General features: G+C 72.7%; 14 protein-coding genes. 4 read left to right on the top strand and 10 right to left on the bottom strand.

What is annotated here, in order from left to right; translation table 11 throughout:
- The gene (locus OG737_RS20825) at positions 1–714 is read right to left on the bottom strand and encodes a helix-turn-helix domain-containing protein (protein ID WP_328927629.1); all 714 of its coding nucleotides are present in this window, start codon (positions 712–714) and stop codon (positions 1–3) included.
- Positions 715–736: 22 nt separating this feature from the next.
- A complete protein-coding gene (locus OG737_RS20820) occupies positions 737–1,666 on the bottom strand; it encodes a diiron oxygenase (RefSeq protein ID WP_328927628.1) in 930 nt (309 codons plus the stop codon).
- A gap of 169 nt (positions 1,667–1,835) precedes the next feature.
- On the opposite strand from OG737_RS20820, the gene OG737_RS20815 reads away from it, so the two are divergent.
- Complete coding sequence (locus tag OG737_RS20815; RefSeq protein ID WP_328927627.1) at positions 1,836–2,939, top strand: ferritin-like domain-containing protein; 1,104 nt, start codon at positions 1,836–1,838, stop codon at positions 2,937–2,939.
- A gap of 36 nt (positions 2,940–2,975) precedes the next feature.
- On the opposite strand, the gene OG737_RS20810 is transcribed toward OG737_RS20815, so the two are convergent.
- Together OG737_RS20810 and OG737_RS20805 are read right to left on the bottom strand one after the other, a co-directional pair.
- Complete coding sequence (locus OG737_RS20810) at positions 2,976–4,436, bottom strand: penicillin-binding transpeptidase domain-containing protein (RefSeq protein ID WP_328927626.1); 1,461 nt, start codon at positions 4,434–4,436, stop codon at positions 2,976–2,978.
- A complete protein-coding gene (locus OG737_RS20805; RefSeq protein ID WP_405921850.1) occupies positions 4,433–5,833 on the bottom strand; it encodes an FtsW/RodA/SpoVE family cell cycle protein in 1,401 nt (466 codons plus the stop codon). The genes OG737_RS20810 and OG737_RS20805 overlap by 4 nt, the downstream gene beginning before the upstream one ends.
- Before the next feature lie 93 nt (positions 5,834–5,926).
- Between OG737_RS20805 and OG737_RS20800 the strand changes: the two genes are divergently transcribed.
- Positions 5,927–6,334, top strand: coding sequence for a DUF6325 family protein (locus OG737_RS20800; RefSeq protein ID WP_328927624.1), 408 nt, complete (start codon positions 5,927–5,929; stop codon positions 6,332–6,334).
- 26 nt (positions 6,335–6,360) lie between these two features.
- Positions 6,361–6,717 (top strand): SHOCT domain-containing protein, encoded by a 357-nt coding sequence (locus OG737_RS20795; RefSeq protein WP_328927623.1) that lies wholly within the window; start codon positions 6,361–6,363, stop codon positions 6,715–6,717.
- 18 nt (positions 6,718–6,735) lie between these two features.
- Here the strand turns inward: OG737_RS20795 and OG737_RS20790 are convergent, their stop codons facing one another.
- Positions 6,736–7,212, bottom strand: a complete 477-nt coding sequence (locus OG737_RS20790; RefSeq protein WP_328927622.1) for a hypothetical protein — start codon at positions 7,210–7,212, stop codon at positions 6,736–6,738.
- A gap of 244 nt (positions 7,213–7,456) precedes the next feature.
- On the opposite strand from OG737_RS20790, the gene OG737_RS20785 reads away from it, so the two are divergent.
- Positions 7,457–8,623: an NlpC/P60 family protein gene (locus OG737_RS20785; RefSeq protein WP_328927621.1), complete on the top strand. Its 1,167-nt coding sequence runs from the start codon at positions 7,457–7,459 to the stop codon at positions 8,621–8,623.
- Here OG737_RS20785 and OG737_RS20780 read toward each other — a convergent pair.
- The 5 genes from OG737_RS20780 to OG737_RS20760 are packed head-to-tail and all read right to left on the bottom strand — an operon-like array spanning position 8,554 to position 14,255.
- Positions 8,554–9,834 carry a styrene monooxygenase/indole monooxygenase family protein gene (locus OG737_RS20780; protein ID WP_405921849.1) on the bottom strand — a complete coding sequence of 427 codons (1,281 nt, stop codon included), beginning with the start codon at positions 9,832–9,834 and terminating at the stop codon, positions 8,554–8,556. The genes OG737_RS20785 and OG737_RS20780 overlap by 70 nt on opposite strands.
- A gap of 3 nt (positions 9,835–9,837) precedes the next feature.
- Positions 9,838–10,458, bottom strand: coding sequence for an ATP/GTP-binding protein (locus tag OG737_RS20775; RefSeq protein ID WP_328927619.1), 621 nt, complete (start codon positions 10,456–10,458; stop codon positions 9,838–9,840).
- A 7-nt stretch (positions 10,459–10,465) separates the two neighbouring features.
- On the bottom strand, positions 10,466–10,855 hold the full coding sequence (locus OG737_RS20770) for a DUF742 domain-containing protein (RefSeq protein WP_328927618.1): 390 nt from the start codon (positions 10,853–10,855) through the stop codon (positions 10,466–10,468).
- The gene (locus OG737_RS20765; protein WP_328927617.1) at positions 10,852–11,337 is read right to left on the bottom strand and encodes a roadblock/LC7 domain-containing protein; all 486 of its coding nucleotides are present in this window, start codon (positions 11,335–11,337) and stop codon (positions 10,852–10,854) included. The genes OG737_RS20770 and OG737_RS20765 overlap by 4 nt, the downstream gene beginning before the upstream one ends.
- Complete coding sequence (locus tag OG737_RS20760; protein ID WP_328927616.1) at positions 11,334–14,255, bottom strand: nitrate- and nitrite sensing domain-containing protein; 2,922 nt, start codon at positions 14,253–14,255, stop codon at positions 11,334–11,336. Before OG737_RS20760 ends, OG737_RS20765 begins: the two co-directional genes overlap by 4 nt.
- Between the last annotated feature and the right edge of the window lie 272 nt (positions 14,256–14,527).

Raw genomic sequence — 14,527 nt, 5'->3', positions numbered from 1 at the left:
TCACAGCAGGTGGGCGGCCTCGGAGACCACCGGGATGACGCGGCGGGCCAGGACGCCGACCGGGCCGTCCGCCGATTCCAGGGCCAGGGCGGCGCGGGCCGCGGCGGCCGTCTCCGGGTCCGTGGCCGCCGTGGCGGTCAGCAGCGCGACGAACTGGTCCACCAGCCAGTCCCGCAGGGACTCGACCTCCGGCTGCTTGCCCTCGTCGATCCAGATGAGGGAGGCGGCCTCGACGGCCGTGATCCACGTGCGGACCATCATGCGCAGGCGCGGCCCGGGGGCGGGCACGGACAGGTGGAAGAGGATCTGTTCGGCCGCCGCGCGCCGGATGCCGTCGACCGTCGCGGTGGTGCGCGAGGTCTCCACGACGCTGCCGCCCTGGAGGAGGGCCGAGAAGCCGGCGTCGTGTTCGTCGACGAAGGCCAGGTACCGGTCGAGGGCCCGGGTGAGCCGCTGGGTCAGGGGGCCTTCCTGGGGTTCGGCGAAGCACAGTTCGAGGACGTCCGCCGCAGAGCGCAGGGCGGCCTCGTAGAGCTGCTGCTTGCCGCCCGGGAAGTACCGGTAGACGAGGGGGCGCGAGACCCCGGCGGCCTCGGCGACGTCGTCGAGCGAGACGTCCTCCGGCGCCCGGTGCGCGAACAACGACAGGGCGGCGTCGAGGAGTTGGGCTCGCCGCTCCTCGACGCTCAGTCTGCGGTAGGCGCGTACGGTCATGCCCGCAGCGTAGACGACCTTCCTACGCCAGGAGGCCCGAGCTCTTCCACAGCCGGCGGCCGGGTCCGCGCAGGATGCCGATGTCTTCCAGGAAATCGGTGAGCCGCTTGGCGCCGGTCTGCATGACCTCGCGGCGGTGGCCGCTCGCCTTGACCTGGGCGACGGCTTCGCGGCGGTCCAGGCCGATGTTCTCGTAGACGGCCGGGTTGACGAAGGCGAGGGAGAAGACGCGGGCCGCCTCGCCGCAGCTGATCCGGGTGAGTTCCTGTTCCCAGCGCGGGGCCGTCAGCATCTGGCGGCGCAGTTCCTCGCGGGCGTACCGGACGTGCCGGGCCTCCTCGATGACGTGGATGCGGGTCACGCCGCGGACGAGGGGCTGGACGCGCTCGTCCGGGAAGGTCAGGCGCTGCATCCAGTCGAGGATCTCCTCGCCGAGGAGGGTGCAGGCGAAGGAGCCGGGGGTGGTGGAGACCGTCTTGAGGATGCGGGCGAGGTTGTGGTTGACGCGGGAGACGGGGTACGCCGGAGCGCCGGCCTTCTCGATCATGCGGGCGAACATCATCGAGTGGCGGCACTCGTCGGCGATCTCGGTGAGCGCGTAGCGCACGTGGCTGCTGGTCAGGGACTTGTCGTAGATGTGGCGGACGAGGAGCTGCATGAGGATGATCTCGAACCAGATGCCGAGCGAGCCGAGTGCCGCCGCCTCGTGGCGGGAGAGGTCGATGCGCTGCTCCTCGCCCATCTTCTTCCAGAGCGGGGTGTCGTAGAGGGACAGCAGCTCCGGCGGCCAGTAGTACTTGCCCTCGACCATCGGGGCGTCCCAGTCGAGTTCCTTGTCCGGGTCGAAGGAGTGCCTGGCAGAGGATTCGAGCAGCCGTTCGGCGATCTGCTCGCGGTCCTTGAGCAGGCCGAGTGCGTCCCTCAGCGCGGTTCGGTCGGTCACGGTCGTCATGGCTTCGGATACCTCGCTCGTTGGGTTACCGGCGGTCATTGCTTATGAGACTGCCTGTCAGCAAGGTCGTCAATCCCTCGCGCACGACTTGTTGACCGCGCGTCTACCAACGTGTGACGCTGCCAACTGTCCAGTCCTGTGCGGAAGTACGTGAGACGAGGAGGCGTCAGTGTCGACGCACGAGCTCTACACCAAGGACCCGGGCGAGGGCGTCTGGCAGATCCCCGCCACCGGCTCGGCCCGCTTCAGCTGGGAGTACGACGAGGGCCGCGAGCGGCTCCTCGCGCTCTACCAGAAGGGCAAGGACAAGCAGTGGGACGGCGCCAAGCGCATCTCCTGGGACATCGAGGTGGACCCGTACGACCCGCTGGGCGCCCCGGACGAGGCACTGACGCTGTACGGGACGCGGCACTGGGCCAAGCTCACCGAGAAGGACAAGGGCGAGCTGCGCCGGCACTACGCCTCCTGGCAGTTCAGCCAGTTCCTGCACGGTGAACAGGGCGCGATGGTGTGCGCGGCGCGCATCGTGGAGTCGGTGCCGGACCTCGACGCGAAGTTCTACTCCGCCACGCAGACCATGGACGAGGCCCGGCACGCCGAGGTCTTCGGGCGCTTCCTGCACGAGAAGGTCGGGATGCTGTACCCGATCAACAACAGCCTCCAGGCGCTGCTGGGCGACACCCTGCGCGACTCCCGCTGGGACATGCCGTACCTGGGCATGCAGGTGCTCATCGAGGGGCTGGCGCTGGCCGCCTTCGGGATGATCCGCGACACGACCGACAAGCCGCTGCCGAAGCAGATCCTGGCGTACGTGATGCAGGACGAGGCCCGGCACGTGGCCTTCGGGCGGATGGCGCTGCGCGATTACTACAAGCAGCTCACCGACGCCGAACGGCGCGAGCGCGAGGAGTTCGTGATCGAGGGCTGCTACCTGATGCGGGACCGGCTGCGCGGGGTGGAGGTGCTGGAGAACTTCGGCATCCCGAAGAAGGAGGCGGAGCAGTTCAGCGAGCAGTCGGAGTTCCTGGCGCTCTTCCGCAAGCTGCTGTTCAGCCGGATCGTGCCCTGCGTGAAGGACATCGGACTGTGGGGCGAGCGGCTGCAGAAGGCGTACCTGGAGATGGGCGTCTTCGAGATGGGCGACTCGAATCTGGACCTGCTGATGCGCGAGGACGAGGAGATCGCCGAGGCCCTCGACCGCGTGCGGTTCGCGGCCGAGGAATCGGAGCGGGTGGCGGAGGTCGAGGCCGCCATAGCCGACGGGGCCGCCTAGCCCCGTCCGCCGCTTCCCCCCCAGGTCCGCCCCGCTTCACCGTGCGGACAGCGCCGCCTCCATCACCGCCCGCGCGATCGGCGCGGCGGCCAGGTTCCCGCTGATGTCTCCGCGGTCCGCCGCCGCGTCCTCGACCACCACCGCCACCGCGACCCCCGGCATCGGCGCCCCGTCTGCCTTGGCCCAGGAGATGAACCACGCGTAGGGGGTCCCCGCGTTGCCCACGCCGTGCTGCGCGGTGCCGGTCTTGCCGCCGACCACCGCGCCCGGGATCGCCGCGTTCTTCCCCGTCCCGTTCTCCACCACCTTCACCATCAGCCCCTGCAGCCGCAGCGCGGTGGCCGGATTCATGGCCCGGCCCAGGCTGCGCTGGTCGCCGCGCCGCACCGGCGACCCGTCGTCCTGCGTCGTCCGCTCCACCAGGTACGGGGACTTCAGCTCCCCGCCCCCCGCGACCGCCGCCGCCACCATCGCCATCTGCAGCGGCGTCGCCCTCGTGTTGAACTGCCCGATCGAGGACAGGGCCAGCTGGTCCTGGCTCATGTCGGTGTCGAAGTTCGACCGGGACACCCACGAAGGCACCCGCAGCCCGCCGCCGTTGAACCCGAACCGCTCCGCCGCCGCCACCATCCGGCGCAGCCCGACCCGCACCCCGATCTTCGCCATCACCGTGTTGCAGGACCACTGCACCGCCTCCGCCATCGAGGCGTCCTGGCAGCCCGTGGCCGCGTTCGGCAGCAGGGTGCTGGTACCGGGCAGCGGGTACGGGTCCGGGGTCTGCGTCGGCGCGTCCGCATCGGCGACCACGCCCGCGTCGAGGGCGGCCGCCGCCGTCACGATCTTGAAGGTGGAGCCGGGCGGGTAGGTCTCGCGCAGCGCCCGGTTGAGCATCGGCCGGGCCGGGTCCGCGTTCAGCCGGGCCCAGGCCTGCTTGACCCGCGCACCCGTACCGGAGAGCACGGACGGATCGTACGAAGGGCTGCTGACCAGGGCGAGGATCTTCCCGGTGGCCGGCTCCACGGCGGCCACCGCGCCGCGCTTGCCCGCGAGCCCGGCGTACGCGGCCCGCTGCACGCCCGCCCGGATGGTGGTGGCCGCGTTCCCGCCGGCCGGGCGGCCGCGGGCGAGGTCGTACCAGAGCGGGAAGGCGGAGAGCCCGGGGTCGGTGCCCGAGAGGATCGCGTCCTCGGCGCGCTCGACGAAGCTGGTCCCGTACGTCTGCGAGGAGAAGCCGGTGACGGGCGCGTACAGCGGGCCGTTCGCGTACGTCCGCTCGTAGCGCAGCAGTTGGCCGCTGTCGCGGGAGCCGGTGACGGGGCGCCCGTCGACCAGGATGTTCCCGCGCGGCTGCGCGTAGCGCTCGATGGCGGGGCGCTTGTTGGCCGGATTCGCCCCGTAGGCGGCGGCCTCCCAGACCTGCACGCGCCCGATGTTGACCAGCAGGGCGACGAGCAGGAGGGCGCAGAAGTACGCGCACCAGCGGATGTAGCGGATCACGCGGCGGCCTCCGGGCGGGCGCTGTCCGGGCCCGCGGCCCGCTGCGCGGGGCGCGGTCTGCGCGCGCTGTCGCTGAGCCGGACGAGGAGGGCGACGATGATCCAGTTGGTGACGACGGAGGAGCCGCCCTGGGCGAGGAAGGGCATGGCCATGCCGGTCAGCGGGATGAGGCCGGTGACTCCGCCCGCGATGACGAACACCTGGAGCGCGACGATCGAGGCGAGACCGGTGGCGAGCAGCCGGCCGAAGGGGTCGCGCAGCGCGAGCCCGGCCCGGAAGCCGCGGGCGACGAGGAGCCCGTAGAGGAGCAGGATCGCGGCGAGGCCGACGAGGCCGAGCTCCTCGCCGGCGGTGGCGAGGATGAAGTCGGACTTGGCGGCGAAGCCGATGAGGAAGGACTGGCCGTGGCCGAGCCCGGCGCCGAGCAGGCCGCCGGCGGCGAAGGCGAAGAGGGACTGGGCGAGCTGGCCGGGGCCCTCGCCGCGCTCGATGGAAGCGAAGGGGTTCAGCCAGTCGTCCACGCGACTGTTCACGTGCGGTTCGAAGGTCCCGACGGCGTACGCGCCGAGGGCGGCGAGCAGCAGCCCGATCGCGATCCAGCCGATCCGGCCGGTGGCGGTGAACAGCATGATCACGAACAGTCCGAAGAACAGCAGCGAGGTCCCGAGGTCGCGCTCCAGGACCAGCACGCCGACGCTGAGCAGCCAGATCGTGAGGATCGGGCCGAGGACGCGGCCGGGGAGCAGGCGCAGCTTCCAGAAGAGGCGGCGGCCGGTGAGGGCGAGGGCGGTGCGGTTCGCGGCGAGGTAGGAGGCGAAGAAGACGGCGAGCAGGATCTTGGCGAACTCCCCCGGCTGGAAGGAGAGTCCGGCGAAACGGATCCAGATGTGGGCGCCGTTGACCGCCGGGAAGAAGACGGGGACGAGCATCAGCCCGAGGGCGGCGGTGACGGAGAGGTACGCGTACCGCTGGAGCGTGCGGTGGTCGCGCAGCGCCGCGACGACGAGTACGAAGAGCCCCATCCCGAGGGCTGACCAGAGGAGTTGGTCGTCGGCGGTGAGGTGGGCGGGGGTGGTCGCGTCGAGGCGCTGGATCAGGACGAGGCCGAGTCCGTTGAGCAGTACGGCGATCGGCAGCACGAGGGGGTCGGCGTACGGGGCGCGCAGGCGTACGGCGACGTGCGCGAGCAGGGCGGCCGCGGCGAGGCCGCCGGCGTAGTGCGCGGCGGGGCGCGGGATGTGGCCGGTGGTGGCGAGGCCGACGTAGAGGTGGCCGAGGACGGAGATCAGGACGGCGCCGGCGAGGAGCGTCAGCTCGACGCCGCGGCGCTTGGGGGCGCGGGCGTCGGGGGGCGGGGGCGGGGCGGGCTCCGCCACCTCTGCCGTCAGAGCGGTCATACGCGAAACGTAGCAAGCGGCGGATGTTATGTCCGGTTATGCCATAGTGTGCCGAGGAGTCGTCACAAACGGTCGGAAGCGGAGCCGAGCCTTATGGGACCTGTGGAATTCATCGTGCTCGCCTTCCCGGAGGAGCAGCTTCGGGTGCCGGCGGTCGAGGCCGTGATGGGCCTGCGCAAGACCGGGGTGGTCCGGCTGATCGACGGGCTCGTGGTCACGAGGACGGCGGCGGGGGAGGTCCTGGCCGCCGAGTTCGACGAGTTCGTTGAGCTACGGGGCCTGCTGACGGGCCGGGACGTGGCACGGCTGATCGGGCCGGAGGACGTACAGGAGTCGGCGGGGCTGCTGGAGCGCGGGAGCTGCGCGCTGCTGCTGGTGGTCGAACACGTGTGGGCCGAGGACGCGGCGATCGCCGTACGGGCGGCGGGCGGCCGGATCGTGGGTTCGGTCCGCATCCCGGTGGACCGGATCCCGGCCGATCCCCGGATGGGCGTGGCCTGATGTTCATCAGGCCGGTGGGAGTGACGGTGCGGTCCGCGGACCGCCCGCCGGGCCGCCCGCTGCTACGGGGCCTGCTGGCGCGCGCGGTGGGCGCGACGGAGGGCACGGTGAGGGCGGACGAGCCACGGCACGGGGTGCGCTGGACACCGGCGGGGGCGGTGGAGCCGGTGGAGGCGGAGCCGGAACCGGAGGCGTGGGAGGCGGAGCGGGCGGAGCCGGAGTGGGAGCCGGAGGCCGGCTCCCCGGTGGGTATGCCTCCGGGTGGAGCCACTCCCCCGGCGGGCCTGGTGGCGGAGCTACGGCAACTGGCCGACCTGGCCCGGGAAGGCCTGCTGACCCCGGAGGAGTTCGCGACGGCCAAGAGCCGTCTCCTGCGCGGCTGACGGCACAGGGGCTCCGCATCACACGGCCGGGTCCTCCCGGACACGGCGCTCCGATTCGAGGGCCGCGGCGCCGGCGCACACGGCGGCGGCCAGCGCGAAGCCGAGCGCGGCCGGGTTGATGTAGCCGGGCACGGACTCGGCGGCGTACCGCCCGCCGCCCGTCGTCTCGCAGACGAAGCGGAGGGGCACGTAGTCCACGGTGTAGTCGACGACCGTCAGCGCCCGCTCCCACTGGCCCGGCGTCCGACAGGGCCGGAGCGGCGAGGAATCGGTGCCGCCGTCTTCCGCGTCCACCACCGCGCCGGCGACGTACAGCAGGCCCCACGTGTAGAAGGCGGCGGCGACACCGGCCAGGAGGGCGGCGAGGCCCCGCTTCCACACCGGACGGCCGGTACGCCGCCGCCCGGTCCGGCCGAGGGTGACGAGGCCGTAGCCGAAGAGCCCGAAGGCCGCGACCAGCCCGGCCGGAATGAGCAGCAGAAGCAGGAGCGCCATCCGCCGAGTCCACCAGGCCGGGACCACACCGCCTATGGCGGACCCCACAGTTCCGGCAACGGGGTTGTTACAGGGGGGTGGGGTTGCGGGGTGGGGTGGGGTTGGTCGGTGGCTTCGGGAGGGGCGGGACGCCCGCCCCCGCCCCGCCCCCCGCCAACCGGGTGAGTGCCCGAGGCCCGCCGATGCCGCTCGGGGATTCGTCATACCGGGCGTGGCAGCATCGGCGGCCTCGGAGGTGATCACATTGTCCCATCGGCTGCTTCGTGCCGTCTGTATCGCCGCGGTGCTCCTCACGGCCGGGCCCCTGCCCGCCGTCCGTGCCGAACCGCTGCCCGGTGAGAACGTCGGGGTGCTCCTCACCCGTCTGCAGGGGCTCTACCAGAAGACCGAGGAGGCCGCCGAGGCGTACAACGCCACCGACGCCGCCCTCACCTCACGCCAGGAGGAGGAGCGGCGGCTCACTGCCGAGTCCGGCAAGGCCCGCAGCGCCCTCGGTTCCGAGAAGGCCCTGCTCGGGCGGCTCGCCCGGGAGCAGTACCAAGGCAGCCGCGGCCTCTCCCCGTACGCCCGGATGCTGTTGGCCGGGAACCCGCAGGCCGCCTTGGACCAGCGCCGCCTCGTCGCCCGCGAGGGCGCGCGGCAGGCCGCCGTACTGAAGCGGCTCACGCGCGGCGAGCGGGCGGCCGACGCCCTCGCCGCCCAGGCGCGCAAGGCGCTGGACTCCCAGCGGGCGCTGGCCGCGCAGCGCAGGCAGCGGAAGGACGAGGTCGCGGTGCAGCTCAAGGAGGTCGAGCGGGTGCTCGCCTCCCTGACCGCCGAGCAGCTCGCACAGCTCGGCGCACGCGAGGCCCGTGACACCGCCACCGCGCAGCGGGAGCTGGTGGCCTCCGGCCGGCTCCCCACCCGCTCCGGTACCCCCACGGCCGCCGGCGGCGCGGCCCTCACCTACGCGGCCGCGCAGATCGGTAAACCGTACGTGTGGGGCGCCGAGGGTCCGGCGTCCTTCGACTGCTCCGGGCTGACCTCGCAGGCCTGGGCGCACGCGGGCCGCGCCATCCCCCGTACCAGCCAGGAGCAGTGGGCCCGGCTGCCGAAGGTGCCGCTGGACCAGCTGCGGCCCGGGGATCTGGTCGTGTACTTCCCCAAGGCCACCCACGTGGGCTTGTACGTGGGCGACGGGAAGGTCATCCAGGCGCCGCGGCCGGGCGCGAAGGTCAAGGTCTCGCCGATCGCCGCCAACCCACTGCTCGGGGCCGTACGGCCCGACCCCGACGGGACGCCGCTCGCGGAATTCACCCCGCCGTCGCTCCCCGAGGGCGCGACGGCGGGGGACGACACCGGTTATTCGGAAGAGGAGGCGCCGACGGAGGCCGCGGCGGAGGCGGTGGACGAAGCGACCTCCGCCAGGTAGTCCGCCGTGTCCTCGGGGTCGAAGAAGTACGTGTCGAAGTCGGCCGGATTGTCGAAGCCATTGGCGAATCGATTCGCCACCGGCTGGAGCTCCCCGGCCGCGCCGATCAGGTTCAGCACGTGCTCCGGCGGGACGCCGAGCATCGCGTTCGTCCACTGGGTCACCGGCTTGCCCGTGGTGAACCAGTACTTGTCGAAGGTCGCCTTCATCCACGCCTCGTCGAACGGGTTCTCCCCGTGCATCAGGATCGACGAGAGGTACGAGGCCGCGCACTTGGCGGCGGAGTTCGAGCCCTGGCCGGTGATCGGGTCGTTGGCGACGACCACGTCCGCGACGCCCAGCACCAGCCCGCCGCCCGGCAGGCGCCCGATGGGCCCGCGGACCACCGGCGCGTAGCGGCCGGCGAGCGTGGCGCCCGCGTCCGTCAGCTCCACCTCCGTGGCACGCGCGTGCTCCCACGGCGTGAACTTCTCCATCAGTTCCAGCGTGAGCGCCAGGTGCGCCGCCGGGTCCGTGACGCCATTGAAGGCGTCCAGCGGACCGCCCGGGATGCCTTCCCAGAACAGGATGTCCGCCCGCCCCGAGGTGGTGAGGGTCGGCATGACGAACAGCTCGCCGACGCCCGGGACCAGGTTGCACCGGACGGCCTCGGTCTGCGGGTGCTCCGGCCGCGGGCCGAGCCCGTGCACGTAGCTGACGGCGAGGGCGCGCTGCGGGGCGTCGTACGGGGAGCGGGCCGCGTCCCGGCCGAACATCGACACCAGCTCGCCCTTGCCGGCGGCCACCAGCACCAGGTCGTACGTGCGGGAGAAGTAGTCGAGGTCGGCGACGGACGCGCCGTGGATGACCAGCTGGCCGCCGCGCTGCACGAAGGTGTCGAGCCAGCCGGCCATCTTCACGCGCTGGTCGACGGACTGCGCGTACCCCTTGAGGTGGCCCAGCCAGTCGATGGCGCGGCCGGAGTCGGGGGCGGCGACGGAGACGCCGAGGCCCTCGATCTTCGGGGCCTGCTGCTCCCAGAAGTTGAGCTGGAGGTCGCGCTCGTGCTGCAGGGCCGTGTCGAACATGACCTGCGTGGACATGACCCGCCCGGTGCGGATCTCGTCCGCCGTCCGGTTGGACATGAGGGTGACCTCGTACCCCTTCGACTGGAGTCCGAGGGCGAGCTGGAGACCGGACTGGCCGGCTCCGACGACAAGTATCCTGCGCATCTGTCACGTTCTCTCTTCGGGAGTGCCGGCGAGGGCGTGGTCCACCAGGGTCAGCAGGGATTCGACGACCGTGCGGCGGCTCCGCGCGTCCATGATCACGACGGGCACGTCCGGCGGGATGGTGAGCGCCTCGCGCACGTCCTCGGGCTCGTACGACTCGGTGCCCTCGAAGTGGTTGACGGCGACGGCGTAGGGCAGCCCGCAGCTCTCGAAGTAGTCGAGCGCGGGGAAGCAGTCGCGCAGCCGGCGGGTGTCGGCCAGCACGATGCCGCCGATGGCCCCGCGCACCAGGTCGTCCCACATGAACCAGAACCGCTCCTGGCCCGGGGTCCCGTACACGTAGAGGACGAGGTCGTCGTCGAGGGTGACGCGGCCGAAGTCCATCGCGACGGTGGTGGTGTTCTTGTCCGGGGTCGCGGACAGGTCGTCGGTCGGGACGCTGGCCTGGGTCATCACCGCCTCGGTGCGCAGCGGGGTGATCTCGGAGAGGGAGGAGACGAAGGTGGTCTTGCCGACGCCGAAGCCGCCCGCGACGAGCACCTTGACGGCGACGGGCGCACGGGAACGGTCGTACTGCCAGGGCTGGACGGCCTCGTCGTCCGCCACGCCCGACACGTCCGCCACGGGCGTTTCAGAGACGGCGAAGACCACTGAGCACCCTTTCGAGCAGCGCGCGTTCGGGCCGGCCCGTGCCGTGGCCCGTCCCGTAGACGCGGATCCTGCCCTGGTCGGCGAGGTCGCTGACCAGGACGCGGACCACACCGAGCGGCAGCTTCAGCAGCGCGGCGATCTCGGCGATCGTGCGCATGCGGCGGCACACCTCGACGATGGCGGGCAGCTCGGGCACGCGGTCGGGCTTCTGCGGCTCGGACACCTTGGTGTCCAGGGCGGCGACGAAGGTCTCCACCAGCAGGACCTCTGTGAACCGGGTACGTCCTCCCGTGAGGGAGTACGGGCGTACGCGGGCGGGTCGGCGATCGGCGCCGCGTATCGGCAGCCGGTCGGAGGCCTGGCTCCTCACGGGGTCTTCTCCATCGACTGGCGCAGCTCACTGCGGACTTCGGGGGTCAGGACGTGGCCGGCGCGGCCCACGAACAAGGCCATGTGGTAGGCGACGACGCTCATGTCGCAGTCGGGGGCGGCGTGCACGCCCAGCAGCGAGCCGTCGCTGATGGCCATGACGAAGACGGAGCCGTGCTCCATCGCCACCATGGTCTGTTTGACGGAGCCGCCGTCCATCAGGGCGGCCGCACCGGTGGTGAGGCTGCCCAGGCCGGAGATGATGGTGGCCAGGTCGGCGGAGGCGCCCCGCGGCCCCTTGCTCCTGGCCTGCGGGGCGGTGGCGGCGCCGTCCGTCACGGGGTCCGAGGACAGGAGCAGGAGCCCGTCCGAGGAGACGACGGCGACGGAGGTGACGCCGGGTACCTCCTTGACCAGGTCGGTCAGCAGCCATTGCAGGTTGCGGGCCTGGGTGCTCAGTCCGTACGTACTGGGCGCGGTCATGTGCGTGCCTCCTGTGCGGTGTCCCCCTGGTCGGTGTGGCCCTGTTCCTGTTCCTGTTCCTGTTCCGGGTCCTGCGTGTGCTCGCGCCCCGTGTCCCGCGCGATCTCGGCCGCGGCCACGCGGCGCCCGTCCTGGGCGCCCTGGTAGAACCCGCCGAGGCGGCGGCGCAGTTCGTCGGCGTCGACCCGGCGCGGCGGCTCGGACGGTCCGTCGTCACTGACGCGAGGGACGGGGACGGACCGCGGGGTCCGCTTCGGCAGGCCCTTGTCGGTGACGGGCTCCGCCTCGGCGGGGTCGGCGGGGTGGCTGCCCTGGCGGGGGAGCCAGTCCTCCTCGGCGGCGGTGGCATGGCTGTGCGGATCCGGCTCGGGGTCGGATTCCCGTACGTCGGCACCCTGCCCGGCATCGTGCGCCGCGGCCGGGATCCCCGGCTCGGGGTCCGCCGCCCCGGAGGCGGCCGCGTCCGCGTCGGGGACGACCCGCGCGAGCAGCCGCTCCTCGGGACCGGGCCCGGCCGGGACCTCCGCGGCCGGGTTCGGCTCCGGGTCCGCCGCCGGGGCCGGGACGGTGAAGATCTGCTCGGCGGGCGGCAGCGGGCCGTCCACCGGAGCGGCGGCGTCGGCCTCGGGCGCGGACTCCGGCTCGGCGGCGACAGCAGCGGCGACGGGCTCCGCCTCGGCGGCCGGGGCCTCGTCCGGCAGACCGGCCCCGTCCGGCCCGGGCTCCGGCTCCGGGTCGAGCTCCGATTCCGGCTCCGGCTCCAGGCCGGGCTCCGGCTCTCCGGCAGCGGACGCCGCCTCGCCGCGCAGGCGGCTGTGAAGCGTGTTCTCGTTCGCCTCGGCGATCACGCCGGGCAGGTGCAGCGCGGGCCCGCCCTGCGTGGCCAGGGTGTGCACCGGGGAGGCCGGCGGGGTCGCGGGCAGCAGCGCGGCCGGGACGACCACCAGGGCCTCGGTGCCGCCGTCCCGCGGGGCGCGCAGCTCCGCGGTGACCCCGTGGCGCGCCGCGAGGCGTCCGGCCACGTACAGGCCGAGGCCCAGGCCGTGTTCCGCCTCCGGCTCCTCGTCGTAGGCCTCGGGCGTGGCCAGCCGGGAGTTCAGTGCTTCCAGCCGGTCCTCGGTGACCCCGATGCCCGCGTCGACGACGGACAGCACCACGTCACCGGAGTCCAGCAGCCACCCGGACACCTTCACCTTGGCGTCCGGCGGCGAGAAGGTCGTCGCGTTCTCCAGCAGCTCGGCCAGGACGTGCGAAATGTCGTCGGCCGCGTGCCCGGCGACCTGGGTGTGCGAGGGCAGCGCGGCGAGGTCGACGCGCTCGTAGCGCTCGATCTCGCTGACGGCGGCCCGCATGACGTCGACCAGCGGTACCGGCAGTCCCTGGCCGTGGCCGTGCTCCTGACCGGCGAGGACCAGCAGGTTCTCGTTGTGGCGGCGCATCACGGTGGCCAGGTGGTCGAGCTTGAAGAGGGTCGCCAGCCGGTCCGGGTCCTGTTCCTTGGACTCCAGTTCCTCGATGACCGCGAGCTGGCGCTCCACCAGGCCCAGGGTCCGCAGCGACAGCGAGACGGAGGTCGTCGACATGATGCGGCGGTGCTCTTCGAGCCCTGCGCGCAGCGCCGTCAGCTCCTCCTCCAGCACCTCGCGGCCCGAGGCGAGCGCCTCGTTGCGGCCGATGATGCGGCGCCGGTCTGCGTCGAGCCCCGCGATGCGGGTGTGCAGGGAGACGGTCTGGTCCCGGACCGCGTTCAGGTGGCGTACGACCTCGGCGAACTCGTCGTTGCGGCCCGTGAACCGGACCGGCTCCACGGAGCCCTCCGGCGTCGCCAGCCGCTCCGCGCCACGGCGCAGGACGGACAGCGGCCGGGTCAGCGAGCGGGCCACGGCGGTCGAGACGCCCACGGCGATCAGGAACAGCAGGCCCATCACCGCGATGATGGTCTCGAGCCGGGTCACGTCGTCGTCGCGCAGGGCGGCGAGCGCGGAGGCCCGCTGTCCCGCGAGGGTGGATTCGACGGACCGCATGCGGTCTATGCGGGCGGTGAGCGCGGAGCCGACGGCGGCCCCGTCGGCCTTGCGGTCGGCGGCCGAGAGCGTGGGCCGCTCGGTCAGCCGCTTGAGGTGGTCGTCGGCCGCCTTGACCTCGGGTCCGGTGACGGTGGCGGCGAGGGTCTGGCGTACGTCGGGCCGCGCGGCCCGCGCGAAGTCGTCCAGCGCGGCCTGTTCCCGTACGCGCGAGCGCTGGGCGGCGGTGCTGAGTTCGTCGGCCACGGCGGAGTTGGGGAGCTGCTCGCCGCGGGGGACGGCCAGTGCGGCGAGCAGCAGTCCACGGGTGGCCGAGGCCTGGTCGACCGCCTGGCCCAGCGGGGCCATCGGGCGGGTGGTGGCGAGGGCGGCCACGGCGCGCGGCGGGGTCAGTTCGGCGAGCCGGTCGCCGGGGGCGAGGAGTTCCGCGATGACTCCGGCGTAGGCCTGGTGGGCGGCGAGGGCGCTGCCCTTGCCGTCGACGGCCTCGGCGCGGACGGCCTGGACGCGGGCGAGGGCCAGGGCGGTCGGCTCGTCGGCGTCGGCCTGGACCTCGGCGAGCTGCCGGTCGGTGCGGGCGGCGCGTTCCTGGACGGGGCCCTTGGCCCCGCCGGGGCGGCCCTTGGCGGCGTACTCGACGACGGCGTCGCGCTCGTCCCCGAGGAGGTGGGCGAGGGTGAGGGTCTGCCGGGTCTGCTCCGCGAGGGTGACCAGGCGCTGGGAGTCGTTCAGTTCCCTCGTGGCGGAGACGACGGCTGGGCTGCCTGCCGCGAGGACGGTGAGACCGGCGACGGCCACGCCTACGACCAGCCTGCGGCGCACGCGGACGCGGCGTCCTGCGGGGGCCGGGCCGTCGGTGGCGGTGCCGTTCTTCCGAGACCGCTTCTTCTGCACCGGTGCTCGCAATCCTGTACGTGTGCTCTTGCTCGTCTACTCGTGTGGCCGAGGTAACGGCCGGTCAACAAGTAAACGCGCCCCGCTCCCCCGTACCGCCTCAGACCTTTGCAGTGCGATGGGAAGAGAGCCGCACATCGCCCACCCGGCCACTCGAACGAGTGAACATCACGGATGAGTTGGCGACCAACTCGGACACCGGATGTCAGGGCGCGTCCATGGACGGACGGTTGAAAGATCCACGCGGGCTTTGGCAGTATGCCCGCCCACAC

The sequence above is a fragment of the Streptomyces sp. NBC_00122 genome (assembly GCF_045160845.1).
In the GTDB taxonomy this organism is placed as follows: domain Bacteria; phylum Actinomycetota; class Actinomycetes; order Streptomycetales; family Streptomycetaceae; genus Streptomyces.
Note: the sequence above shows the minus strand (reverse complement) of the source record. Positions and strands in the feature narration are given on the sequence as shown.